At 52.8% G+C, this 25017-nt stretch carries 4 protein-coding genes, 8 tRNA genes and 12 rRNA genes (1 of these 24 only partly in view); 3 read left to right on the forward strand and 21 right to left on the reverse strand.

From position 1 onward, the window contains the following. Positions 1-53: 53 nt before the first annotated feature. Positions 54-455 (reverse strand): MerR family transcriptional regulator, encoded by a 402-nt coding sequence (locus tag HUK68_RS17000; protein ID WP_175505271.1) that lies wholly within the window; start codon positions 453-455, stop codon positions 54-56. A 102-nt stretch (positions 456-557) separates the two neighbouring features. On the opposite strand from HUK68_RS17000, the gene HUK68_RS17005 reads away from it, so the two are divergent. The 3 genes from HUK68_RS17005 (at position 558) to HUK68_RS17015 (ending at position 3623) form a co-directional block, all read left to right on the forward strand. Continuing rightward, the gene (locus HUK68_RS17005) at positions 558-1637 is read left to right on the forward strand and encodes an MBL fold metallo-hydrolase (RefSeq protein ID WP_175505272.1); all 1080 of its coding nucleotides are present in this window, start codon (positions 558-560) and stop codon (positions 1635-1637) included. Between the two features lie 134 nt (positions 1638-1771). Then, positions 1772-3160: an RAD55 family ATPase gene (locus HUK68_RS17010; protein WP_175505273.1), complete on the forward strand. Its 1389-nt coding sequence runs from the start codon at positions 1772-1774 to the stop codon at positions 3158-3160. Between the two features lie 16 nt (positions 3161-3176). After that, positions 3177-3623 (forward strand): response regulator, encoded by a 447-nt coding sequence (locus HUK68_RS17015; protein ID WP_175505274.1) that lies wholly within the window; start codon positions 3177-3179, stop codon positions 3621-3623. Positions 3624-3757: 134 nt separating this feature from the next. Here the strand turns inward: HUK68_RS17015 and rrf (HUK68_RS17020) are convergent. From rrf (HUK68_RS17020) to HUK68_RS17115, 20 genes are all read right to left on the reverse strand, one after another. Further along, a 5S ribosomal RNA gene (gene rrf, locus HUK68_RS17020) occupies positions 3758-3870 on the reverse strand. 125 nt (positions 3871-3995) lie between these two features. Next, positions 3996-6871 (reverse strand): 23S ribosomal RNA (locus HUK68_RS17025). A 399-nt stretch (positions 6872-7270) separates the two neighbouring features. Continuing rightward, a tRNA-Ala gene (locus HUK68_RS17030) sits at positions 7271-7346 on the reverse strand. Between the two features lie 132 nt (positions 7347-7478). Next, positions 7479-7555 (reverse strand) — tRNA-Ile (locus HUK68_RS17035). A gap of 75 nt (positions 7556-7630) precedes the next feature. Next, positions 7631-9163: ribosomal RNA gene (locus HUK68_RS17040) — 16S ribosomal RNA — on the reverse strand. A 336-nt stretch (positions 9164-9499) separates the two neighbouring features. Beyond that, positions 9500-9612: ribosomal RNA gene (gene rrf / locus HUK68_RS17045) — 5S ribosomal RNA — on the reverse strand. Between the two features lie 124 nt (positions 9613-9736). Continuing rightward, positions 9737-12610 (reverse strand): 23S ribosomal RNA (locus HUK68_RS17050). Between the two features lie 398 nt (positions 12611-13008). Further along, positions 13009-13083 (reverse strand) — tRNA-Ala (locus HUK68_RS17055). A gap of 137 nt (positions 13084-13220) precedes the next feature. Further along, positions 13221-13296 (reverse strand) — tRNA-Ile (locus HUK68_RS17060). Between the two features lie 71 nt (positions 13297-13367). Beyond that, positions 13368-14890 (reverse strand): 16S ribosomal RNA (locus tag HUK68_RS17065). 336 nt (positions 14891-15226) lie between these two features. Further along, positions 15227-15339, reverse strand: a 5S ribosomal RNA gene (gene rrf, locus HUK68_RS17070). Between the two features lie 126 nt (positions 15340-15465). Next, positions 15466-18324 (reverse strand): 23S ribosomal RNA (locus HUK68_RS17075). 400 nt (positions 18325-18724) lie between these two features. Next, positions 18725-18800: transfer RNA gene (locus HUK68_RS17080), tRNA-Ala, on the reverse strand. Positions 18801-18945: 145 nt separating this feature from the next. After that, a tRNA-Ile gene (locus HUK68_RS17085) sits at positions 18946-19022 on the reverse strand. A gap of 74 nt (positions 19023-19096) precedes the next feature. Beyond that, positions 19097-20625: ribosomal RNA gene (locus tag HUK68_RS17090) — 16S ribosomal RNA — on the reverse strand. 330 nt (positions 20626-20955) lie between these two features. After that, a 5S ribosomal RNA gene (gene rrf / locus HUK68_RS17095) occupies positions 20956-21067 on the reverse strand. A gap of 125 nt (positions 21068-21192) precedes the next feature. Beyond that, positions 21193-24066 (reverse strand): 23S ribosomal RNA (locus HUK68_RS17100). Positions 24067-24465: 399 nt separating this feature from the next. After that, positions 24466-24541 (reverse strand) — tRNA-Ala (locus HUK68_RS17105). A gap of 142 nt (positions 24542-24683) precedes the next feature. Then, positions 24684-24760 (reverse strand) — tRNA-Ile (locus tag HUK68_RS17110). A gap of 74 nt (positions 24761-24834) precedes the next feature. Then, a 16S ribosomal RNA gene (locus HUK68_RS17115) occupies positions 24835-25017 on the reverse strand; it runs 1349 nt beyond the window's last position. The 16S, 23S and 5S rRNA genes sit together here with 8 tRNA genes alongside, the layout of an rRNA operon.

Below are 25017 nucleotides of genomic sequence, written 5' to 3' on the forward strand. Positions count from 1 at the left end.
CCGGCATGCCGGCGCATCTTATACGTCGTGCATTACGTTTACGTAAACGTCAATTATGGATGATTTTCGCTTTCGACCTTGGCGAGAAGCTGACGGGCCTCTTCCTCATGCTCGCGCACCTCGTCCAGATTCATCTGCAGGTCCGCCATCCGGTCTTCGAGCTGCTGGCGATGCTGCCCCAGCACCTCAAGGAACTTGCGCAACTGGGCGCCCGTATCGCGCGGACTGTCATAGACGTCGATGATGTCCTTGGCCTCGCTCAGCGACAGCCCCAGGCGCTTGGCACGCAGCGTCAGGCGCAGCCGCGCACGGTCGCGCGCGCTGTAGATGCGGTTGCGCCCCGCGGGCCCGCTTCTCTCGGGCTGCAGCAGCCCCATGTCCTCGTAGAAACGCATGGCGCGCGTGGTCAGGTCGAACTCCTTGGCGAGGTCGCTGATGGTGTAGGTGGTGGACATAGAACGGGCGGGAGCCGCGCAAGTGACATGCGCGCGGGCGTGAATCCCTAGAATGCAAAGTTGACGTTTACGTCAACGTTAACATAACTCCCGGCCCGCACCATGAATCTGCTTGAACACGAAATCCACTACCCCCTCGCGGACGTCATGCCGGGCCCGGGCAAGTGCCTGGAGGTGGCGCCGGGCGTCAAATGGATACGCATGGGCCTGCCCTTCGCGCTGAACCACATCAACCTCTGGCTGCTGCGCGACCGCTTCGATGACGGCGCCGGCGCGCGCGACGGCTGGACCGTGATCGACTGCTGCGTGGCCAGCGACAGCAGCCGTGCCCAATGGGAGCAGATCTTTGCCGGGGAGCTCGAAGGCCTGCCGATCGTGCGCGTGATCGTCACCCACATGCACCCCGACCACATCGGGCTCGCGCACTGGATCTGCAGCCGCTGGCAGGTACCGCTGTGGATCAGTGCCACCGACTACCACGCGGCGCTCGTGGCCTGCAAGCCACCTGCAGACCACAATGCCGAGGGCGGCGCACGGTACGCGGCCTTCTATGCACAGCATGGGCTGGACGACGCCGAGTTCCAGCAGCATGTGCTGCAACGCACGGCCTACTATGCGCAACTGGTGCCCGACCTGCCCGGCAGTTACCGCCGCCTGATGGACCGGGAGCGGTTGCAGATCGGCGGCCGCAGTTGGGAATGCATCGTCGGCTACGGCCACGCGCCCGAGCACATGGCCTTTTACTGCGCCGAGTTGAATGTGCTGATCAGCGGCGACATGGTGCTGCCGCGCATTTCCACCAACGTCAGCGTGCATGCCCATGAGCCCCAGGGCGATCCCCTGGGCTGGTTTCTCGACTCCCTGCAGCGCTATCTGCCGCTGCCGGAGGACGCGCTGGTATTGCCGTCGCATGGCAAGCCTTTCCAGGGCCTGCACACGCGCATACGGCAACTCGGCGACCACCACGCCGAGCGGCTCGACGAGGTACGCGCCGCCTGCGCCCAAGGCCCGACCAATGCCGCCCAGGTGATGCATGCCATGTTCCGCCGTCCGCTCAACCCGCACGAACAGACGTTTGCGCTCGGCGAAGCCCTGGCCCACCTGAACTATCTCTGGCGCCGTGGCGAGATCGCGCGCCATGAAGTCGACGGGCGCTGCACATTCACGTTGACGGCTGACTGAGGGGCGGAAAACGCCGTGCCGCTGGCCAGGCACCGGCCGGAAAACCAGGCTCGCCTCCCCTAGAATCATGGGTTCCGCGGCACCGCCGCGCCCAGTGGCCTTGCCGCCATCTGCTTTCTGGAATCGCGATAAAAATGAAAAGATTGCCAACCCTTGTCGAAGGCCTTGACGAGATCCTCAACGGCGGGCTGTTCGAGGGCGGTGTCTATATCTTCGAAGGGCCACCGGGTGCGGGCAAGACCACCTTGGCCAACCAGATCGCCTACACGCTGGCGCGACGCGAGGCGCGCACGCTCTACGTCACCATGCTGGCGGAATCCCATGCGCGCATGCTGCAGCACATGGAGCAGCAGATCTTCTTCGATCAGCAGGAGGTCAGTGCCAAGGTCTTCTACGTCAGTGGCTATCGCGAACTGGAGCAGGGCGGGCTCAAGGCCGTGGTCAGCCTGCTGCGCGGGGAGCTGGTGCGCCACCGCGCCTCCCTGCTGGTCATCGATGGCCTGGTGGTCGGCAGCCTGGAGTCGATGACCAACGACTCGGTGCGCCAATTCGTGCACGAGCTCCAAAGCCTGGTCAGCGCCATGTCCTGCACCGGCCTGGTGCTCACCAGCGGCCATGGCAATGTCCTGAGCGCAGAGCAGACCATGGTGGACGGCATCTTTGCTTTCGAGGACCACAGCTTCCATTGGCGCGCCGAGCGTCGCATGCAGGTGCGCAAATTCCGCGGCAGCCAGGTGATCCGCGGCCAGCATACCTTTTGCATCTCGACGCAGGGGGTGCAGTTCTTTCCGCGCCTGGAAAGCCTGCCTTTGCCCGAAGGCAATGCCAAGCTGGGCACCGACACCCTGTCCACCGGATTTCATGCAATCGATGATGCCCTGCACGGCAGCGGCCTAACATCGGGCAGCGCAACCGCCATCGTCGGCTTCACCGGAACCGGCAAGACCACGCTGGCACTGGCTTTTGCCGCCGCCTCGGAAATCGACGCGCCCGGGCTGATACTTTCTTGCGCGGAATCCAGCGCAGACCTGCGCCGGCTTGGCACCGAGATGGGCCTGCCCATCGAGGCAGCCATGGCTTCGGGTGCACTGTCGATCAAGAATCTCGGACAGGAAGACGAGTCCATGGACGAGATGGGCCACAAACTGCTGCGCCTGGTCGATGAACTGAAGATCCGGCGGCTAGTCGTCGACGGCCTCGCAGGACTGGCCGACACCCTGGCATTCCCCGAGCGCGGTTATCGCTTTCTGGGGCGCCTTCTTGTGGAACTGCGCCGGCGTGGGGTAACCTCTGTTTTTACCGTCGATCCGGGCGCGCTGGCTGCTGCAGCCGGCACGTCCCTGGCCGATGGCGTGACGGGTTGGTTCGACAACGTCTTGAGCTTTGCACCCGAGGATGCTGGCAACAGGAATGTAAACCAGCGTATCCTGACGATTGCCAAGGTCCGGGCCCGTGGAACCGCCCAGAATTCGGTAGATATCTTTGTTTTGCCTTCCCGGGCCAATACGCCCTTCACTGAATAAAGGAAAGAACGTCCCGATGAAATTGATTCTGATCGTCGAGGACGAATATGGAAACGCCGAGATCCTGCAGCTCCTGCTGGAAGCCGAAGGCTACAGGGTGGCTGTGGCATCCAACGGAAAGGAAGCGCTGGAAATTCTCAGGACGGGCGAAAAACCTGCGTTGATACTGTCGGACTTCATGATGCCGATCATGAATGGCGGCGAGTTCGGGCAGGCGGTGGGCCAAGACCCGGCGTTGAACCAGATTCCATTTGTCTTCATGAGTGCCACCAGCCAGGACATTGTGCGGCGCGCGTATGCAGGCTACGACGCCTTCCTGGCCAAGCCTATTGAATTCGACTCGCTGCTGCGTGTCATGAACCGCTTGCTGACCGAGACCAGCCCGGTCAAGCCAGGCACCGTTCAGGTGGAGCAATCCTTGCGGCATTTGCTCAAGGGCATCCACATGCCAAGCGAAGACTGACGGCAGGCAATCCCATCCATGAAAAGAGAGCGCGCAGCGCTCTCTTTTTTTGTCTTCATGGAAGTTCGGCGATTGCGCCGGAAAAAACAAAACCCCCAGGCCTTTGGGGCGCTGGGGGTTTGCTTGCTGTAAGAGCCTGACGATGACCTACTTTCACACGGGAACCCGCACTATCATCGGCGCAAAGTCGTTTCACTGTCCTGTTCGGGATGGGAAGGAGTGGTGCCAACTTGCTATGGTCATCAGGCATAACTTTTTGCTTTGGCGTTCAGTTTGTCGAACGCTTCAGCGAATTCATAGAGCTAGAAATCAGATTATATTTTGATTGCGCCTGGCATAACTGTCTTTGGTCCGCTTTGGGATCAAAGTTATAGGGTCAAGCCTCACGAGCAATTAGTATTGGTTAGCTTAACGCATTGCTGCGCTTCCACACCCAACCTATCAACGTCCTGGTCTCGAACGACTCTTCAGGGGGGTCAAGCCCCCGGCAGATCTCATCTTGAAACGAGTTTCCCGCTTAGATGCTTTCAGCGGTTATCTCTTCCACACTTAGCTACTCGGCAATGCCACTGGCGTGACAACCGATACACCAGAGGTGTGTCCACTCCGGTCCTCTCGTACTAGGAGCAGGCTTCCTCAAATCTGCAGCGCCCACGGAAGATAGGGACCAAACTGTCTCACGACGTTTTAAACCCAGCTCACGTACCTCTTTAAATGGCGAACAGCCATACCCTTGGGACCGACTACAGCCCCAGGATGAGATGAGCCGACATCGAGGTGCCAAACACCGCCGTCGATATGAACTCTTGGGCGGTATCAGCCTGTTATCCCCAGAGTACCTTTTATCCGTTGAGCGATGGCCCTTCCATACAGAACCACCGGATCACTATGTCCTGCTTTCGCATCTGCTCGACTTGTCAGTCTCGCAGTTAAGCACGCTTATGCCATTGCACTATCGTCACGATGTCCGACCGTAACTAGCGTACCTTCGAACTCCTCCGTTACGCTTTGGGAGGAGACCGCCCCAGTCAAACTGCCTACCATGCACTGTCCCCGATCCCGATAAGGGACCTAGGTTAGAACCTCAAACACACCAGGGTGGTATTTCAACGTTGGCTCCACGAGAACTAGCATCCTCGCTTCAAAGCCTCCCACCTATCCTACACAGATCTGTTCAAAGTCCAATACAAAGCTACAGTAAAGGTTCATGGGGTCTTTCCGTCTTTCCGCGGGGAGATTGCATCATCACAAACATTTCAACTTCGCTGAGTCTCTGGAGGAGACAGTGTGGCCATCGTTACGCCATTCGTGCAGGTCGGAACTTACCCGACAAGGAATTTCGCTACCTTAGGACCGTTATAGTTACGGCCGCCGTTTACTGGGACTTCAATCAAGAGCTTGCACCCCATCATTTAATCTTCCAGCACCGGGCAGGCGTCACACCCTATACGTCCACTTTCGTGTTTGCAGAGTGCTGTGTTTTTATTAAACAGTCGCAGCCACCGATTTTTTGCAACCGCTTTGGGCTCCCCTTGTGCAGGATCACCTACTTGCGGCATACCTTCTCCCGAAGTTACGGTATCAATTTGCCGAGTTCCTTCTCCAGAGTTCTCTCAAGCGCCTTAGAATACTCATCTCGCGCACCAGTGTCGGTTTGCGGTACGGTCGTCAATAGCTGAAGCTTAGTGGCTTTTCCTGGAAGCTGGGTATCACTCACTTCGTCTGCAAGCAGACTCGTTATCACCCCTCATCTAAGCCTGGCGGATTTGCCTACCAGGCATGACTACAGGCTTGAACCAACATATCCAACAGTTGGCTGAGCTAACCTTCTCCGTCCCCACATCGCACTATTGATCGGTACAGGAATATTGACCTGTTTCCCATCAGCTACGCATCTCTGCCTCGCCTTAGGGGCCGACTCACTCTACGCCGATGAACGTTGCGTAGAAAACCTTGCGCTTACGGCGAGGGGGCTTTTCACCCCCTTTAACGCTACTCATGTCAGCATTCGCACTTCTGATACCTCCAGCATCCGTTACCAGACACCTTCACAGGCTTACAGAACGCTCTCCTACCACGTGCAATAAATTGCACATCCGCAGCTTCGGTAACTGGCTTAGCCCCGTTACATCTTCCGCGCAGGACGACTCGATCAGTGAGCTATTACGCTTTCTTTAAATGATGGCTGCTTCTAAGCCAACATCCTGACTGTTTTAGCCTTCCCACTTCGTTTCCCACTTAGCCAATTTTAGGGACCTTAGCTGGCGGTCTGGGTTGTTTCCCTCTTGAGTCCGGACGTTAGCACCCGGTGCTCTGTCTCCCAAGCTGTACTCTGCGGTATTCGGAGTTTGCATAGGTTTGGTAAGTCGCCATGACCCCCTAGCCTAAACAGTGCTCTACCCCCGCAGGTAATACTTGAGGCACTACCTAAATAGTTTTCGGAGAGAACCAGCTATTTCCAAGTTTGTTTAGCCTTTCACCCCTATCCACAGCTCATCCGCTAATTTTGCAACATTAGTCGGTTCGGACCTCCAGTACCTGTTACGGCACCTTCATCCTGGCCATGGATAGATCACTTGGTTTCGGGTCTACACCCAGCGACTGATTCGCCCTATTCGGACTCGATTTCTCTACGGCTTCCCTATTCGGTTAACCTTGCCACTGAATGTAAGTCGCTGACCCATTATACAAAAGGTACGCAGTCACCCTTGCGGGCTCCTACTTTTTGTAAGCATGCGGTTTCAGGATCTATTTCACTCCCCTCCGGGGTTCTTTTCGCCTTTCCCTCACGGTACTGGTTCACTATCGGTCGATTACGAGTATTTAGCCTTGGAGGATGGTCCCCCCATATTCAGACAAGGTTTCTCGTGCCCCGCCCTACTTTTCTCTAGCTTAGTACCGCTCGTCTGTTTTCGCATACGGGACTATCACCCACTATGGTCGGCCTTTCCATGCCGCTTTGCTAACAGTCGAGGTATCACTAGAAGGCTGTTCCGATTTCGCTCGCCACTACTTTCGGAATCTCGGTTGATGTCTTTTCCTCGAGCTACTTAGATGTTTCAGTTCACTCGGTTCGCCTCGCATACCTATGAATTCAGTATGCGATACCCTTGCGGGTGGGTTTCCCCATTCAGAAATCTCCGGATCAAAGCTTATTTGCCAGCTCCCCGAAGCTTATCGCAGGCTATCACGTCTTTCGTCGCCTGTAATCGCCAAGGCATCCACCACATGCTCTTAGTCACTTGACCCTATAACTTTGACGTCTCGTTAAAGACAATCGCGGTTGTATCAAAGACTGTGCGAGGTCTCTCACCTCGCGCGTTATGCCGTAATGTGAACATTCTTTTTGCTTCCACCGATTGCTCGGTGGTTGTTAGAGAATGATTCGTCATTACTTAAGAAATAACAGAAGTTAAATCTTGTTTTGACGCAATCAAAAATGTCGTTAGCGGCACGGTCTGCACTAAACCTTTACGAATGTGCAGTTTCCGCTAACAACTCTGATTTCGACTCTATGAATTTTTAAAGAACAGCCGATGATCGTTAGATAACGATCAACAAAAAAGCAGTCTTTTTGAAAACTGCTTTTTTGTTGAGTCAAAAATTATAGCATGCTAAAAGCACGCTAAGAACAAACCCGAATCGAATGGTGGAGGATGACGGGATCGAACCGACGACCCCCTGCTTGCAAAGCAGGTGCTCTCCCAGCTGAGCTAATCCCCCGCTGGTTGTCTATAGCCGGCGTCCTGCGGCGTTGCTCGTCGCTCACACACGAGGTGTGTGCTTCGCTCCTCGCGCCTTGCAGGACTTGGCTCTAGCCAACCATCGTTTCAACCTCTACTTCGTTGGTGCAAATGGTGGGTCTAGTTGGGCTCGAACCAACGACCCCTGCGTTATCAACACAGTGCTCTAACCAGCTGAGCTACAGACCCATTTTGCGGACAGTCACGAGGACTGTTCCAACAACCGATAAGTGTGGGCGTTCAAATTGGATTGCGGTTTTCCAGAAAGGAGGTGATCCAGCCGCACCTTCCGATACGGCTACCTTGTTACGACTTCACCCCAGTCACGAACCCCGCCGTGGTAAGCGCCCTCCTTGCGGTTAGGCTACCTACTTCTGGCGAGACCCGCTCCCATGGTGTGACGGGCGGTGTGTACAAGACCCGGGAACGTATTCACCGCGACATTCTGATCCGCGATTACTAGCGATTCCGACTTCACGCAGTCGAGTTGCAGACTGCGATCCGGACTACGACTGGCTTTATGGGATTGGCTCCCCCTCGCGGGTTGGCAACCCTCTGTACCAGCCATTGTATGACGTGTGTAGCCCCACCTATAAGGGCCATGAGGACTTGACGTCATCCCCACCTTCCTCCGGTTTGTCACCGGCAGTCCCATTAGAGTGCTCAACTGAATGTAGCAACTAATGGCAAGGGTTGCGCTCGTTGCGGGACTTAACCCAACATCTCACGACACGAGCTGACGACAGCCATGCAGCACCTGTGTTACGGTTCTCTTTCGAGCACCAAGCCATCTCTGGCGAGTTCCGTACATGTCAAAGGTGGGTAAGGTTTTTCGCGTTGCATCGAATTAAACCACATCATCCACCGCTTGTGCGGGTCCCCGTCAATTCCTTTGAGTTTCAACCTTGCGGCCGTACTCCCCAGGCGGTCAACTTCACGCGTTAGCTTCGTTACTGAGTCAGTGAAGACCCAACAACCAGTTGACATCGTTTAGGGCGTGGACTACCAGGGTATCTAATCCTGTTTGCTCCCCACGCTTTCGTGCATGAGCGTCAGTACAGGCCCAGGGGATTGCCTTCGCCATCGGTGTTCCTCCGCATATCTACGCATTTCACTGCTACACGCGGAATTCCATCCCCCTCTGCCGTACTCCAGCTATGCAGTCACAAATGCAGTTCCCAGGTTGAGCCCGGGGATTTCACATCTGTCTTACATAACCGCCTGCGCACGCTTTACGCCCAGTAATTCCGATTAACGCTTGCACCCTACGTATTACCGCGGCTGCTGGCACGTAGTTAGCCGGTGCTTATTCTTACGGTACCGTCATGGTCCCGGGGTGTTATCCCGAGACTTTTCGTTCCGTACAAAAGCAGTTTACAACCCGAAGGCCTTCATCCTGCACGCGGCATTGCTGGATCAGGCTTTCGCCCATTGTCCAAAATTCCCCACTGCTGCCTCCCGTAGGAGTCTGGGCCGTGTCTCAGTCCCAGTGTGGCTGGTCGTCCTCTCAGACCAGCTACAGATCGTCGGCTTGGTAAGCTTTTATCCCACCAACTACCTAATCTGCCATCGGCCGCTCCGTTCGCGCAAGGCCCGAGGGTCCCCTGCTTTCATCCGTAGATCGTATGCGGTATTAGCAAAGCTTTCGCTCCGTTATCCCCCACGATCGGGCACGTTCCGATGTATTACTCACCCGTTCGCCACTCGTCAGCCTCCGAAGAGCTGTTACCGTTCGACTTGCATGTGTAAGGCATGCCGCCAGCGTTCAATCTGAGCCAGGATCAAACTCTATAGTTCGATCTTGATTTTTTTGCTCTTTCGAGCGACTCATAAAAGAATTGAAGTGAACTTCACTTCTTCATGAGCATTTGTAGTGCAATGCACTAGTTCCAAAGAACTTGGCAATCGCCTTCAAACGCCCACGCTTATCGGCTGTATATTTTTAATGATCAGTGAAAATTTCTTTTCACCTGGCTCGCTGCGATCAGCGAAGCCTTGAATTCTAGCACAGCTTTCACTGCGCTCAAACGTCTTGCGTTTTCTTTTCACTTCGAAGGCATCAACCAGTTGGTTGTTCCTCTGAAGGGAAGAGAAAACGCCCAGTCGCTCGACTGGGCGTTTCTTGCTGTAAGAGCCTGACGATGACCTACTTTCACACGGGAACCCGCACTATCATCGGCGCAAAGTCGTTTCACTGTCCTGTTCGGGATGGGAAGGAGTGGTGCCAACTTGCTATGGTCATCAGGCATAACTTTTTGCCTTGGCGCTCAGTTTGTCGACGCTTCAGCGAATTCATAGACTAGAAATCAGATTATATTTTGATTGCGCCTGGCATAACTGTCTTCGATCCGCTTTTGGGATCAAAGTTATAGGGTCAAGCCTCACGAGCAATTAGTATTGGTTAGCTTAACGCATTGCTGCGCTTCCACACCCAACCTATCAACGTCCTGGTCTCGAACGACTCTTCAGGGGGGTCAAGCCCCCGGCAGATCTCATCTTGAAACGAGTTTCCCGCTTAGATGCTTTCAGCGGTTATCTCTTCCACACTTAGCTACTCGGCAATGCCACTGGCGTGACAACCGATACACCAGAGGTGTGTCCACTCCGGTCCTCTCGTACTAGGAGCAGGCTTCCTCAAATCTGCAGCGCCCACGGAAGATAGGGACCAAACTGTCTCACGACGTTTTAAACCCAGCTCACGTACCTCTTTAAATGGCGAACAGCCATACCCTTGGGACCGACTACAGCCCCAGGATGAGATGAGCCGACATCGAGGTGCCAAACACCGCCGTCGATATGAACTCTTGGGCGGTATCAGCCTGTTATCCCCAGAGTACCTTTTATCCGTTGAGCGATGGCCCTTCCATACAGAACCACCGGATCACTATGTCCTGCTTTCGCATCTGCTCGACTTGTCAGTCTCGCAGTTAAGCACGCTTATGCCATTGCACTATCGTCACGATGTCCGACCGTAACTAGCGTACCTTCGAACTCCTCCGTTACGCTTTGGGAGGAGACCGCCCCAGTCAAACTGCCTACCATGCACTGTCCCCGATCCCGATAAGGGACCTAGGTTAGAACCTCAAACACACCAGGGTGGTATTTCAACGTTGGCTCCACGAGAACTAGCGTCCTCGCTTCAAAGCCTCCCACCTATCCTACACAGATCTGTTCAAAGTCCAATACAAAGCTACAGTAAAGGTTCATGGGGTCTTTCCGTCTTTCCGCGGGGAGATTGCATCATCACAAACATTTCAACTTCGCTGAGTCTCTGGAGGAGACAGTGTGGCCATCGTTACGCCATTCGTGCAGGTCGGAACTTACCCGACAAGGAATTTCGCTACCTTAGGACCGTTATAGTTACGGCCGCCGTTTACTGGGACTTCAATCAAGAGCTTGCACCCCATCATTTAATCTTCCAGCACCGGGCAGGCGTCACACCCTATACGTCCACTTTCGTGTTTGCAGAGTGCTGTGTTTTATTAAACAGTCGCAGCCACCGATTTTTTGCAACCGCTTTGGGCTCCCCTTGTACAGGATCACCTACTTGCGGCATACCTTCTCCCGAAGTTACGGTATCAATTTGCCGAGTTCCTTCTCCAGAGTTCTCTCAAGCGCCTTAGAATACTCATCTCGCGCACCAGTGTCGGTTTGCGGTACGGTCGTCAATAGCTGAAGCTTAGTGGCTTTTCCTGGAAGCTGGGTATCACTCACTTCGTCTGCAAGCAGACTCGTTATCACCCCTCATCTAAGCCGGCGGATTTGCCTACCAGGCACGACTACAGGCTTGAACCAACATATCCAACAGTTGGCTGAGCTAACCTTCTCCGTCCCCACATCGCACTATTGATCGGTACAGGAATATTGACCTGTTTCCCATCAGCTACGCATCTCTGCCTCGCCTTAGGGGCCGACTCACTCTACGCCGATGAACGTTGCGTAGAAAACCTTGCGCTTACGGCGAGGGGCTTTTCACCCCCTTTAACGCTACTCATGTCAGCATTCGCACTTCTGATACCTCCAGCATCCGTTACCAGACACCTTCACAGGCTTACAGAACGCTCTCCTACCACGTGCAATGAATTGCACATCCGCAGCTTCGGTAACTGGCTTAGCCCCGTTACATCTTCCGCGCAGGACGACTCGATCAGTGAGCTATTACGCTTTCTTTAAATGATGGCTGCTTCTAAGCCAACATCCTGACTGTTTTAGCCTTCCCACTTCGTTTCCCACTTAGCCAATTTTAGGGACCTTAGCTGGCGGTCTGGGTTGTTTCCCTCTTGAGTCCGGACGTTAGCACCCGGTGCTCTGTCTCCCAAGCTGTACTCTGCGGTATTCGGAGTTTGCATAGGTTTGGTAAGTCGCCATGACCCCCTAGCCTAAACAGTGCTCTACCCCCGCAGGTAATACTTGAGGCACTACCTAAATAGTTTTCGGAGAGAACCAGCTATTTCCAAGTTTGTTTAGCCTTTCACCCCTATCCACAGCTCATCCGCTAATTTTGCAACATTAGTCGGTTCGGACCTCCAGTACCTGTTACGGCACCTTCATCCTGGCCATGGATAGATCACTTGGTTTCGGGTCTACACCCAGCGACTGATTCGCCCTATTCGGACTCGATTTCTCTACGGCTTCCCTATTCGGTTAACCTTGCCACTGAATGTAAGTCGCTGACCCATTATACAAAAGGTACGCAGTCACCCTTGCGGGCTCCTACTTTTTGTAAGCATGCGGTTTCAGGATCTATTTCACTCCCCTCCCGGGGTTCTTTTCGCCTTTCCCTCACGGTACTGGTTCACTATCGGTCGATTACGAGTATTTAGCCTTGGAGGATGGTCCCCCCATATTCAGACAAGGTTTCTCGTGCCCCGCCCTACTTTTCTCTAGCTTAGTACCGCTCGTCTGTTTTCGCATACGGGACTATCACCCACTATGGTCGGCCTTTCCATGCCGCTTTGCTAACAGTCGAGGTATCACTAGAAGGCTGTTCCGATTTCGCTCGCCACTACTTTCGGAATCTCGGTTGATGTCTTTTCCTCGAGCTACTTAGATGTTTCAGTTCACTCGGTTCGCCTCGCATACCTATGAATTCAGTATGCGATACCCTTGCGGGTGGGTTTCCCCATTCAGAAATCTCCGGATCAAAGCTTATTTGCCAGCTCCCCGAAGCTTATCGCAGGCTATCACGTCTTTCGTCGCCTGTAATCGCCAAGGCATCCACCACATGCTCTTAGTCACTTGACCCTATAACTTTGACGTCTCGTTAAAGACAATCGCGGTTGTTATCAAAGACTGTGCGAGGTCTCTCACCTCGCGCGTTATGCCGTAATGTGAACTTCTTTTTGCTTCCACCGATTGCTCGGTGGTTGTTAGAGAATGATTCGTCATTACTTAAGAAATTTAAACAGAAGTTAAATCTTGTTTTGACGCAATCAAAATGTCGTTAGCGCACGGTCTGCACTAAACCTTTACGATGTGCAGTTTCCGCTAACAACTCTGATTTCGACTCTATGAATTTTTAAAGAACAGCCGATGATCGTTAGATAACGATCACAAAAAAGCAGTCTTTTTGAAAACTGCTTTTTTGTTGAGTCAAAAATTATAGCATGCTAAAAGCACGCTAAGAACAAACCCGAATCGAATGGTGGAGGATGACGGATCGAACCGACGACCCCCTGCTTGCAAAGCAGGTGCTCTCCCAGCTGAGCTAATCCCCCGCTGATTGTCTATAGCCGCGTCGCGTCGTTGCTGTCGCTCCGACACTCCAGGTGTGCTTCGCCACAGCGCCTAGCGCTGCTTGGCTCTAGCCAATCATGACTGACTTACTCAATCACTCAAACTCGTTGGAAGCAAATGGTGGGTCTAGTTGGCTCGAACCAACGACCCCTGCGTTATCAACACAGTGCTCTAACCAGCTGAGCTACAGACCCTTTGCGGACAGTCACAGGACTGTTCCAACACCGATAAGTGTGGGCGTTCAAATTGGATTGCGGTTTTCCAGAAAGGAGGTGATCCAGCCGCACCTTCCGATACGGCTACCTTGTTACGACTTCACCCCAGTCACGAACCCCGCCGTGGTAAGCGCCCTCCTTACGGTTAGGCTACCTACTTCTGGCGAGACCCGCTCCCATGGTGTGACGGGCGGTGTGTACAAGACCCGGGAACGTATTCACCGCGACATTCTGATCCGCGATTACTAGCGATTCCGACTTCACGCGTCGAGTTGCAGACTGCGATCCGGACTACGACTGGCTTTATGGGATTGCTCCCCCTCGCGGGTTGGCAACCCTCTGTACCAGCCATTGTATGACGTGTGTAGCCCCACCTATAAGGGCCATGAGGACTTGACGTCATCCCCACCTTCCTCCGGTTTGTCACCGGCAGTCCCATTAGAGTGCTCAACTGAATGTAGCAACTAATGGCAAGGGTTGCGCTCGTTGCGGGACTTAACCCAACATCTCACGACACGAGCTGACGACAGCCATGCAGCACCTGTGTTACGATTCTCTTTCGAGCACCAAGCCATCTCTGGCGAGTTCCGTACATGTCAAAGGTGGGTAAGGTTTTTCGCGTTGCATCGAATTAAACCACATCATCCACCGCTTGTGCGGGTCCCCGTCAATTCCTTTGAGTTTCAACCTTGCGGCCGTACTCCCCAGGCGGTCAACTTCACGCGTTAGCTTCGTTACTGAGTCAGTGAAGACCCAACAACCAGTTGACATCGTTAGGGCGTGGACTACCAGGGTATCTAATCCTGTTTGCTCCCACGCTTTCGTGCATGAGCGTCAGTACAGGCCCAGGGGATTGCCTTCGCCATCGGTGTTCCTCCGCATATCTACGCATTTCACTGCTACACGCGGAATTCCATCCCCCTCTGCCGTACTCCAGCTATGCAGTCACAAATGCAGTTCCCAGGTTGAGCCGGGGATTTCACATCTGTCTTACATACCGCCTGCGCACGCTTTACGCCCAGTAATTCCGATTAACGCTTGCACCCTACGTATTACCGCGGCTGCTGGCACGTAGTTAGCCGGTGCTTATTCTACGGTACCGTCATGGTCCCGGGTGTTATCCCGAGACTTTTCGTTCCGTACAAAGCAGTTTACAACCCGAAGGCCTTCATCCTGCACGCGGCATTGCTGGATCAGGCTTTCGCCCATTGTCCAAAATTCCCCACTGCTGCCTCCCGTAGGAGTCTGGGCCGTGTCTCAGTCCCAGTGTGGCTGGTCGTCCTCTCAGACCAGCTACAGATCGTCGGCTTGGTAAGCTTTTATCCCACCAACTACCTAATCTGCCATCGGCCGCTCCGTTCGCGCAAGGCCCGAGGGTCCCCTGCTTTCATCCGTAGATCGTATGCGGTATTAGCAAAGCTTTCGCTCCGTTATCCCCCACGATCGGGCACGTTCCGATGTATTACTCACCCGTTCGCCACTCGTCAGCCTCCGAAGAGCTGTTACCGTTCGACTTGCATTGTAAGGCATGCCGCCAGCGTTCAATCTGAGCCAGGATCAAACTCTATAGTTCGATCTTGATTTTTTGCTCTTTCGAGCGACTCATAAAAGAATTGAAGTGAACTTCACTTCTTCATGAGCATTTGTAGTGCAATGCACTAGTTCCAAAAGAACTTGGCAATCGCCTTCAAACGCCCACGCTTATCGGCTGTATATTTTTAATGATCAGTGAAAATTTCTTTTCACCTGGCTCGCTGCGATCAGCGAAGCCTTGAATTCTAGCACAGCTTTCACTGCACTCAAACGTCTTGCGTTTTCTTTTCACTTCGAAGGCATCAACCAGTTGGTTGTTCCTCTGAAGGGAAGAGAAAACGCCCAGTCGCTCGACTGGGCGTTTCTTGCTGTAAGAGCCTGACGATGACCTACTTTCACACGGGAACCCGCACTATCATCGGCGCAAAGTCGTTTCACTGTCCTGTTCGGGATGGGAAGGAGTGGTGCCAACTTGCTATGGTCATCAGGCATAACTTTTTGCCTTGGCGCTCAGTTTGTCGAACGCTTCAGCGAATTCATAGAGACTGAAATCAGATTATATTTTGATTGCGCCTGGCATAACTGTCTTCGATCCGCTTTTGGGATCAAAGTTATAGGGTCAAGCCTCACGAGCAATTAGTATTGGTTAGCTTAACGCATTGCTGCGCTTCCACACCCAACCTATCAACGTCCTGGTCTCGAACGACTCTTCAGGGGGGTCAAGCCCCCGGCAGATCTCATCTTGAAACGAGTTTCCCGCTTAGATGCTTTCAGCGGTTATCTCTTCCACACTTAGCTACTCGGCAATGCCACTGGCGTGACAACCGATACACCAGAGGTGTGTCCACTCCGGTCCTCTCGTACTAGGAGCAGGCTTCCTCAAATCTGCAGCGCCCACGGAAGATAGGGACCAAACTGTCTCACGACGTTTTAAACCCAGCTCACGTACCTCTTTAAATGGCGAACAGCCATACCCTTGGACCGACTACAGCCCCAGGATGAGATGAGCCGACATCGAGGTGCCAAACACCGCCGTCGATATGAACTCTTGGCGGTATCAGCCTGTTATCCCCAGAGTACCTTTTATCCGTTGAGCGATGGCCCTTCCATACAGAACCACCGGATCACTATGTCCTGCTTTCGCATCTGCTCGACTTGTCAGTCTCGCAGTTAAGCACGCTTATGCCATTGCACTATCGTCACGATGTCCGACCGTAACTAGCGTACCTTCGAACTCCTCCGTTACGCTTTGGGAGGAGACCGCCCCAGTCAAACTGCCTACCATGCACTGTCCCCGATCCCGATAAGGGACCTAGGTTAGAACCTCAAACACACCAGGGTGGTATTTCACGTTGGCTCCACAGAACTAGCGTCCTCGCTTCAAAGCCTCCCACCTATCCTACACAGATCTGTTCAAAGTCCAATACAAAGCTACAGTAAAGGTTCATGGGGTCTTTCCGTCTTTCCGCGGGGAGATTGCATCATCACAAACATTTCAACTTCGCTGAGTCTCTGGAGGAGACAGTGTGGCCATCGTTACGCCATTCGTGCAGGTCGGAACTTACCCGACAAGGAATTTCGCTACCTTAGGACCGTTTAGTTACGGCCGCCGTTTACTGGGACTTCAATCAAGAGCTTGCACCCCATCATTTAATTTCCAGCACCGGGCAGGCGTCACACCCTATACGTCCACTTTCGTGTTTGCAGAGTGCTGTGTTTTTATTAAACAGTCGCAGCCACCGATTTTTTGCAACCGCTTTGGGCTCCCCTTGTACAGGATCACCTACTTGCGGCATACCTTCTCCCGAAGTTACGTATCAATTTGCCGAGTTCCTTCTCCAGAGTTCTCTCAAGCGCCTTAGAATACTCATCTCGCGCACCAGTGTCGGTTTGCGGTACGGTCGTCAATAGCTGAAGCTTAGTGGCTTTTCCTGGAAGCTGGGTATCACTCCACTTCGTCTGCAAGCAGACTCGTTATCACCCCTCATCTAAGCCCGGCGGATTTGCCTACCAGGCACGACTACAGGCTTGAACCAACATATCCAACAGTTTGGCTGAGCTAACCTTCTCCGTCCCCACATCGCACTATTGATCGGTACAGGAATATTGACCTGTTTCCCATCAGCTACGCATCTCTGCCTCGCCTAGGGGCCGACTCACTCTACGCCGATGAACGTTGCGTAGAAACCTTGCGCTTACGGCGAGGGGGCTTTTCACCCCCTTTAACGCTACTCATGTCAGCATTCGCACTTCTGATACCTCCAGCATCCGTTACCAGACACCTTCACAGGCTTACAGAACGCTCTCCTACCACGTGCAATGAATTGCACATCCGCAGCTTCGGTAACTGGCTTAGCCCCGTTACATCTTCCGCGCAGGACGACTCGATCAGTGAGCTATTACGCTTTCTTTAAATGATGGCTGCTTCTAAGCCAACATCCTGACTGTTTTAGCCTTCCCACTTCGTTTCCCACTTAGCCAATTTTAGGGACCTTAGCTGGCGGTCTGGGTTGTTTCCTCTTGAGTCCGGACGTTAGCACCCGGTGCTCTGTCTCCCAAGCTGTACTCTGCGGTATTCGGAGTTTGCATAGGTTTGGTAAGTCGCCATGACCCCTAGCCTAAACAGTGCTCTACCCCCGCAGGTAATACTTGAGGCACTACTAATAGTTTTCGGAGAGAACCAGCTATTTCCAGTTTGTTTTAGCCTTTCACCCCTATCCACAGCTCATCCGCTAATTTGCAACATTAGTCGGTTCGGACCTCCAGTACCTGTTACGGCACCTTCATCCTGGCCATGGATAGATCACTTGGTTCGGGTCTACACCCAGCGACTGATTCGCCCTATTCGGACTCGATTTCTCTACGGCTTCCCTATTCGGTTAACCTTGCCACTGAATGTAAGTCGCTGACCCATTATACAAAAGGTACGCAGTCACCCTTGCGGGCTCCTACTTTTTGTAAGCATGCGGTTTCAGGATCTATTTCACTCCCCTCCCGGGGTTCTTTTCGCCTTTCCCTCACGGTACTGGTTCACTATCGGTCGATTACGAGTATTTAGCCTTGGAGGATGGTCCCCCATATTCAGACAAGGTTTCTCGTGCCCCGCCCTACTTTTCTCTAGCTTAGTACCGCTCGTCTGTTTTCGCATACGGGACTATCACCCACTATGGTCGGCCTTTCCATGCCGCTTTGCTAACAGTCGAGGTATCACTAGAAGGCTGTTCCGATTTCGCTCGCCACTACTTTCGCTCGGTTGATGTCTTTTCCTCGAGCTACTTAGATGTTTCAGTTCACTCGGTTCGCCTCGCATACCTATGAATTCAGTATGCGATACCCTTGCGGGTGGGTTTCCCCATTCAGAAATCTCCGGATCAAAGCTTATTTGCCAGCTCCCCGAAGCTTATCGCAGGCTATCACGTCTTTCGTCGCCTGTAATCGCCAAGGCATCCACCACATGCTCTTAGTCACTTGACCCTATAACTTTGACGTCTCGTTAAAGACAATCGCGGTTGTATCAAAGACTGTGCGAGGTCTCTCACCTCGCGCGTTTATGCCGTAATGTGAACATTCTTTTTGCTTCCACCGATTGCTCGGTGGTTGTTAGAGAATGATTCGTCATTACTTAAGAAATTTAACAAGTTAAATCTTGTTTTGACGCAATCAAAAATGTCGTTAGCGGCACGGTCTGCACTAAACCTTTACGAATGTGCAGTTTCCGCTAACAACTCTGATTTCGACTCTATGAATTTTTAAAGAACAGCCGATGATCGTTAGATAACGATCAACAAAAAAGCAGTCTTTTTGAAAACTGCTTTTTTGTTGAGTCAAAAATTATAGCATGCTAAAAGCACGCTAAGAACAAACCCGAATCGAATGGTGGAGGATGACGGGATCGAACCGACGACCCCCTGCTTGCAAAGCAGGTGCTCTCCCAGCTGAGCTAATCCCCCATGATTATCTATAGCCGGCGCATCGCGTCGTTGCCTGTCGCTCGCACACTCCAGGTGTGCTTCGCGCCAGGCGCCTAGCGCTGCTTGGCTCTAGCCAATCATGACTGACTGGCTACTCAATCACTTCAAACTCGTTGGAAGCAAATGGTGGGTCTAGTTGGGCTCGAACCAACGACCCCTGCGTTATCAACACAGTGCTCTAACCAGCTGAGCTACAGACCCTCTTGCGGACAGTCACAAGGACTGTTCCAACAACCGATAAGTGTGGGCGTTCAAATTGGATTGCGGTTTTCCAGAAAGGAGGTGATCCAGCCGCACCTTCCGATACGGCTACCTTGTTACGACTTCACCCCAGTCACGAACCCCGCCGTGGTAAGCGCCCTCCTTACGGTTAGGCTACCTACTTCTGGCGAGACCCGCTCCCATGGTGTGACGGGCGGTGTGTACAAGACCCGGGAACGTATTCACCGCGACATTCTGATCCGCGATTACTAGCGATTCCGACTTCACGCAGTCGAGTTGCAGACTGCGATCCGGACTACGACTGGCTTTATGGGATTAGCTCCCCCTCGCGGGTTGGCAACCCTCTGTACCAGCCATTGTATGACGTGTGTAGCCCCACCTATAAGGGCCATGAGGACTTGACGTCATCCCCACCTTCCTCCGGTTTGTCACCGGCAGTCCCATTAGAGTGCTCAACTGAATGTAGCAACTAATGGCAAGGGTTGCGCTCGTTGCGGGACTTAACCCAACATCTCACGACACGAGCTGACGACAGCCATGCAGCACCTGTGTTACGATTCTCTTTCGAGCACCAAGCCATCTCTGGCGAGTTCCGTACATGTCAAAGGTGGGTAAGGTTTTTCGCGTTGCATCGAATTAAACCACATCATCCACCGCTTGTGCGGGTCCCCGTCAATTCCTTTGAGTTTCAACCTTGCGGCCGTACTCCCCAGGCGGTCAACTTCACGCGTTAGCTTCGTTACTGAGTCAGTGAAGACCCAACAACCAGTTGACATCGTTTAGGGCGTGGACTACCAGGGTATCTAATCCTGTTTGCTCCCCACGCTTTCGTGCATGAGCGTCAGTACAGGCCAGGGGATTGCCTTCGCCATCGGTGTTCCTCCGCATATCTACGCATTTCACTGCTACACGCGGAATTCCATCCCCTCTGCCGTACTCCAGCTATGCAGTCACAAATGCAGTTCCCAGGTTGAGCCCGGGGATTTCACATCTGTCTTACATAACCGCCTGCGCACGCTTTACGCCCAGTAATTCCGATTAACGCTTGCACCCTACGTATTACCGCGGCTGCTGGCACGTAGTTAGCCGGTGCTTATTCTTACGGTACCGTCATGGTCCGGGGTGTTATCCCGGACTTTTCGTTCCGTACAAAAGCAGTTTACAACCCGAAGGCCTTCATCCTGCACGCGGCATTGCTGGATCAGGCTTTCGCCCATTGTCCAAAATTCCCCACTGCTGCCTCCCGTAGGAGTCTGGGCCGTGTCTCAGTCCCAGTGTGGCTGGTCGTCCTCTCAGACCAGCTACAGATCGTCGGCTTGGTAAGCTTTTATCCCACCAACTACCTAATCTGCCATCGGCCGCTCCGTTCGCGCAAGGCCCGAGGGTCCCCTGCTTTCATCCGTAGATCGTATGCGGTATTAGCAAAGCTTTCGCTCCGTTATCCCCCACGATCGGGCACGTTCCGATGTATTACTCACCCGTTCGCCACTCGTCAGCCTCCGAAGAGCTGTTACCGTTCGACTTGCATGTGTAAGGCATGCCGCCAGCGTTCAATCTGAGCCAGGATCAAACTCTATAGTTCGATCTTGATTTTTTGCTCTTTCGAGCGACTCATAAAAGAATTGAAGTGAACTTCACTTCTTCATGAGCATTTGTAGTGCAATGCACTAGTTCCAAAGAACTTGGCAATCGCCTTCAAACGCCACGCTTATCGGCTGTATATTTTTAATGATCAGTGAAAATTTCTTTCCCTGCTCGCTGCGATCAGCGAAGCCTTGAATTCTAGCACAGCTTTCACTGCACTCAAACGTCTTGCGTTTTCTTTCACTTCGAAGGCATCAACCAGTTGGTTGTTCCTCTGAAGGGAAGAGAAAACGCCCAGTCGCTCGACTGGGCGTTTCTTGCTGTAAGAGCCTGACGAGACCTACTTTCACACGGGAACCCGCACTATCATCGGCGCAAAGTCGTTTCACTGTCCTGTTCGGGATGGGAAGGAGTGGTGCCAACTTGCTATGGTCATCAGGCATAACTTTTTGCCTTGGCGCTCAGTTTGTCGAACGCTTCAGCGAATTCATAGAGACTGAAATCAGATTATATTTTGATTGCGCCTGGCATAACTGTCTTCGTCCGCTTTTGGGATCAAAGTTATAGGGTCAAGCCTCACGAGCAATTAGTTATTGGTTAGCTTAACGCATTGCTGCGCTTCCACACCCAACCTATCAACGTCCTGGTCTCGAACGACTCTTCAGGGGGGTCAAGCCCCCGGCAGATCTCATCTTGAAACGAGTTTCCCGCTTAGATGCTTTCAGCGGTTATCTCTTCCACACTTAGCTACTCGGCAATGCCACTGGCGTGACAACCGATACACCAGAGGTGTGTCCACTCCGGTCCTCTCGTACTAGGAGCAGGCTTCCTCAAATCTGCAGCGCCCACGGAAGATAGGGACCAAACTGTCTCACGACGTTTTAAACCCAGCTCACGTACCTCTTTAAATGGCGAACAGCCATACCCTTGGGACCGACTACAGCCCCAGGATGAGATGAGCCGACATCGAGGTGCCAAACACCGCCGTCGATATGAACTCTTGGGCGGTATCAGCCTGTTATCCCCAGAGTACCTTTTATCCGTTGAGCGATGGCCCTTCCATACAGAACCACCGGATCACTATGTCCTGCTTTCGCATCTGCTCGACTTGTCAGTCTCGCAGTTACACGCTTATGCCATTGCACTATCGTCACGATGTCCGACCGTAACTAGCGTACCTTCGAACTCCTCCGTTACGCTTTGGGAGGAGACCGCCCCAGTCAAAACTGCCTACCATGCACTGTCCCCGATCCCGATAAGGACCTAGGTTAGAACCTCAAACACACCAGGGTGGTATTTCAACGTTGGCTCCACGAGAACTAGCGTCCTCGCTTCAAAGCCTCCCACCTATCCTACACAGATCTGTTCAAAGTCCAATACAAAGCTACAGTAAAGGTTCATGGGGTCTTTCCGTCTTTCCGCGGGGAGATTGCATCATCACAAACATTTCACTTCGCTGAGTCTCTGGAGGAGACAGTGTGGCCATCGTTACGCCATTCGTGCAGGTCGGAACTTACCCGACAAGGAATTTCGCTACCTTAGGACCGTTATAGTTACGGCCGCCGTTTACTGGGACTTCAATCAAGAGCTTGCACCCCATCATTTAATCTTCCAGCACCGGGCAGGCGTCACACCCTATACGTCCACTTTCGTGTTTGCAGAGTGCTGTGTTTTTATTAAACAGTCGCAGCCACCGATTTTTTGCAACCGCTTTGGGCTCCCCTTGTACAGGATCACCTACTTGCGGCATACCTTCTCCCGAAGTTACGGTATCAATTTGCCGAGTTCCTTCTCCAGAGTTCTCTCAAGCGCCTTAGAATACTCATCTCGCGCACCAGTGTCGGTTTGCGGTACGGTCGTCAATAGCTGAAGCTTAGTGGCTTTTCCTGGAAGCTGGGTATCACTCACTTCGTCTGCAAGCAGACTCGTTATCACCCCTCATCTAAGCCCGGCGGATTTGCCTACCAGGCACGACTACAGGCTTGAACCAACATATCCAACAGTTGGCTGAGCTAACCTTCTCCGTCCCCACATCGCACTATTGATCGGTACAGGAATATTGACCTGTTTCCCATCAGCTACGCATCTCTGCCTCGCCTTAGGGGCCGACTCACTCTACGCCGATGAACGTTGCGTAGAAAACCTTGCGCTTACGGCGAGGGGGCTTTTCACCCCCTTTAACGCTACTCATGTCAGCATTCGCACTTCTGATACCTCCAGCATCCGTTACCAGACACCTTCACAGGCTTACAGAACGCTCTCCTACCACGTGCAATGAATTGCACATCCGCAGCTTCGGTAACTGGCTTAGCCCCGTTACATCTTCCGCGCAGGACGACTCGATCAGTGAGCTATTACGCTTTCTTTAAATGATGGCTGCTTCTAAGCCAACATCCTGACTGTTTTAGCCTTCCCACTTCGTTTCCCACTTAGCCAATTTTAGGGACCTTAGCTGGCGGTCTGGGTTGTTTCCCTCTTGAGTCCGGACGTTAGCACCCGGTGCTCTGTCTCCCAAGCTGTACTCTGCGGTATTCGGAGTTTGCATAGGTTTGGTAAGTCGCCATGACCCCCTAGCCTAAACAGTGCTCTACCCCCGCAGGTAATACTTGAGGCACTACCTAAATAGTTTTCGGAGAGAACCAGCTATTTCCAAGTTTGTTTAGCCTTTCACCCCTATCCACAGCTCATCCGCTAATTTTGCAACATTAGTCGGTTCGGACCTCCAGTACCTGTTACGGCACCTTCATCCTGGCCATGGATAGATCACTTGGTTTCGGGTCTACACCAGCGACTGATTCGCCCTATTCGGACTCGATTTCTCTACGGCTTCCCTATTCGGTTAACCTTGCCACTGAATGTAAGTCGCTGACCCATTATACAAAAGGTACGCAGTCACCCTTGCGGGCTCCTACTTTTTGTAAGCATGCGGTTTCAGGATCTATTTCACTCCCCTCCCGGGGTTCTTTTCGCCTTTCCCTCACGGTACTGGTTCACTATCGGTCGATTACGAGTATTTAGCCTTGGAGGATGGTCCCCCCATATTCAGACAAGGTTTCTCGTGCCCCGCCCTACTTTTCTCTAGCTTAGTACCGCTCGTCTGTTTTCGCATACGGGACTATCACCCACTATGGTCGGCCTTTCCATGCCGCTTTGCTAACAGTCGAGGTATCACTAGAAGGCTGTTCCGATTTCGCTCGCCACTACTTTCGGAATCTCGGTTGATGTCTTTTCCTCGAGCTACTTAGATGTTTCAGTTCACTCGGTTCGCCTCGCATACCTATGAATTCAGTATGCGATACCCTTGCGGGTGGGTTTCCCCATTCAGAAATCTCCGGATCAAAGCTTATTTGCCAGCTCCCCGAAGCTTATCGCAGGCTATCACGTCTTTCGTCGCCTGTAATCGCCAAGGCATCCACCACATGCTCTTAGTCACTTGACCCTATAACTTTGACGTCTCGTTAAAGACAATCGCGGTTGTATCAAAGACTGTGCGAGGTCTCTCACCTCGCGCGTTATGCCGTAATGTGAACATTCTTTTTGCTTCCACCGATTGCTCGGTGGTTGTTAGAGAATGATTCGTCATTACTTAAGAATTTAACAAAGTTAAATCTTGTTTTGACGCAATCAAAAATGTCGTTAGCGGCACGGTCTGCACTAAACCTTTACGAATGTGCAGTTTCCGCTAACAACTCTGATTTCGACTCTATGAATTTTTAAAGAACAGCCGATGATCGTTAGATAACGATCAACAAAAAAGCAGTCTTTTTGAAAACTGCTTTTTTGTTGAGTCAAAAATTATAGCATGCTAAAAGCACGCTAAGAACAAACCCGAATCGAATGGTGGAGGATGACGGGATCGAACCGACGACCCCCTGCTTGCAAAGCAGGTGCTCTCCCAGCTGAGCTAATCCCCCATGATTATCTATAGCCGGCGCATGCGTCGTTGCCTGTCGCTCGCACACTCCAGGTGTGCTTCGCTCCAGCGCCTAGCGCTGCTTGGCTCTAGCCAATCATGACTGACTGGCTACTCAATCACTTCACTTCGTTGGAAGCAAATGGTGGGTCTAGTTGGGCTCGAACCAACGACCCCTGCGTTATCAACACAGTGCTCTAACCAGCTGAGCTACAGACCCTTTTGCGGACAGTCACGAGGACTGTTCCAACAACCGATAAGTGTGGGCGTTCAAATTGGATTGCGGTTTTCCAGAAAGGAGGTGATCCAGCCGCACCTTCCGATACGGCTACCTTGTTACGACTTCACCCCAGTCACGAACCCCGCCGTGGTAAGCGCCCTCCTTACGGTTAGGCTACCTACTTCTGGCGAGACCCGCTCCCATGGTGTGACGGGCGGTGTGTACAAGACCCGGGAACGTATTCACCGCGACATTCT

It is taken from the genome of Comamonas antarctica (assembly GCF_013363755.1).
GTDB classification, from domain to species: Bacteria; Pseudomonadota; Gammaproteobacteria; order Burkholderiales; family Burkholderiaceae_C; genus Comamonas; species Comamonas antarctica.

Coding starts and splice junctions, on each gene's coding strand:
- HUK68_RS17000 (WP_175505271.1), bottom strand. CDS start 455: ATGTCCACCACCTACACCATCAGCGACCTCGCCAAGGAGTTCGACCTG.
- HUK68_RS17005 (WP_175505272.1), top strand. CDS start 558: ATGAATCTGCTTGAACACGAAATCCACTACCCCCTCGCGGACGTCATG.
- HUK68_RS17010 (WP_175505273.1), top strand. CDS start 1,772: ATGAAAAGATTGCCAACCCTTGTCGAAGGCCTTGACGAGATCCTCAAC.
- HUK68_RS17015 (WP_175505274.1), top strand. CDS start 3,177: ATGAAATTGATTCTGATCGTCGAGGACGAATATGGAAACGCCGAGATC.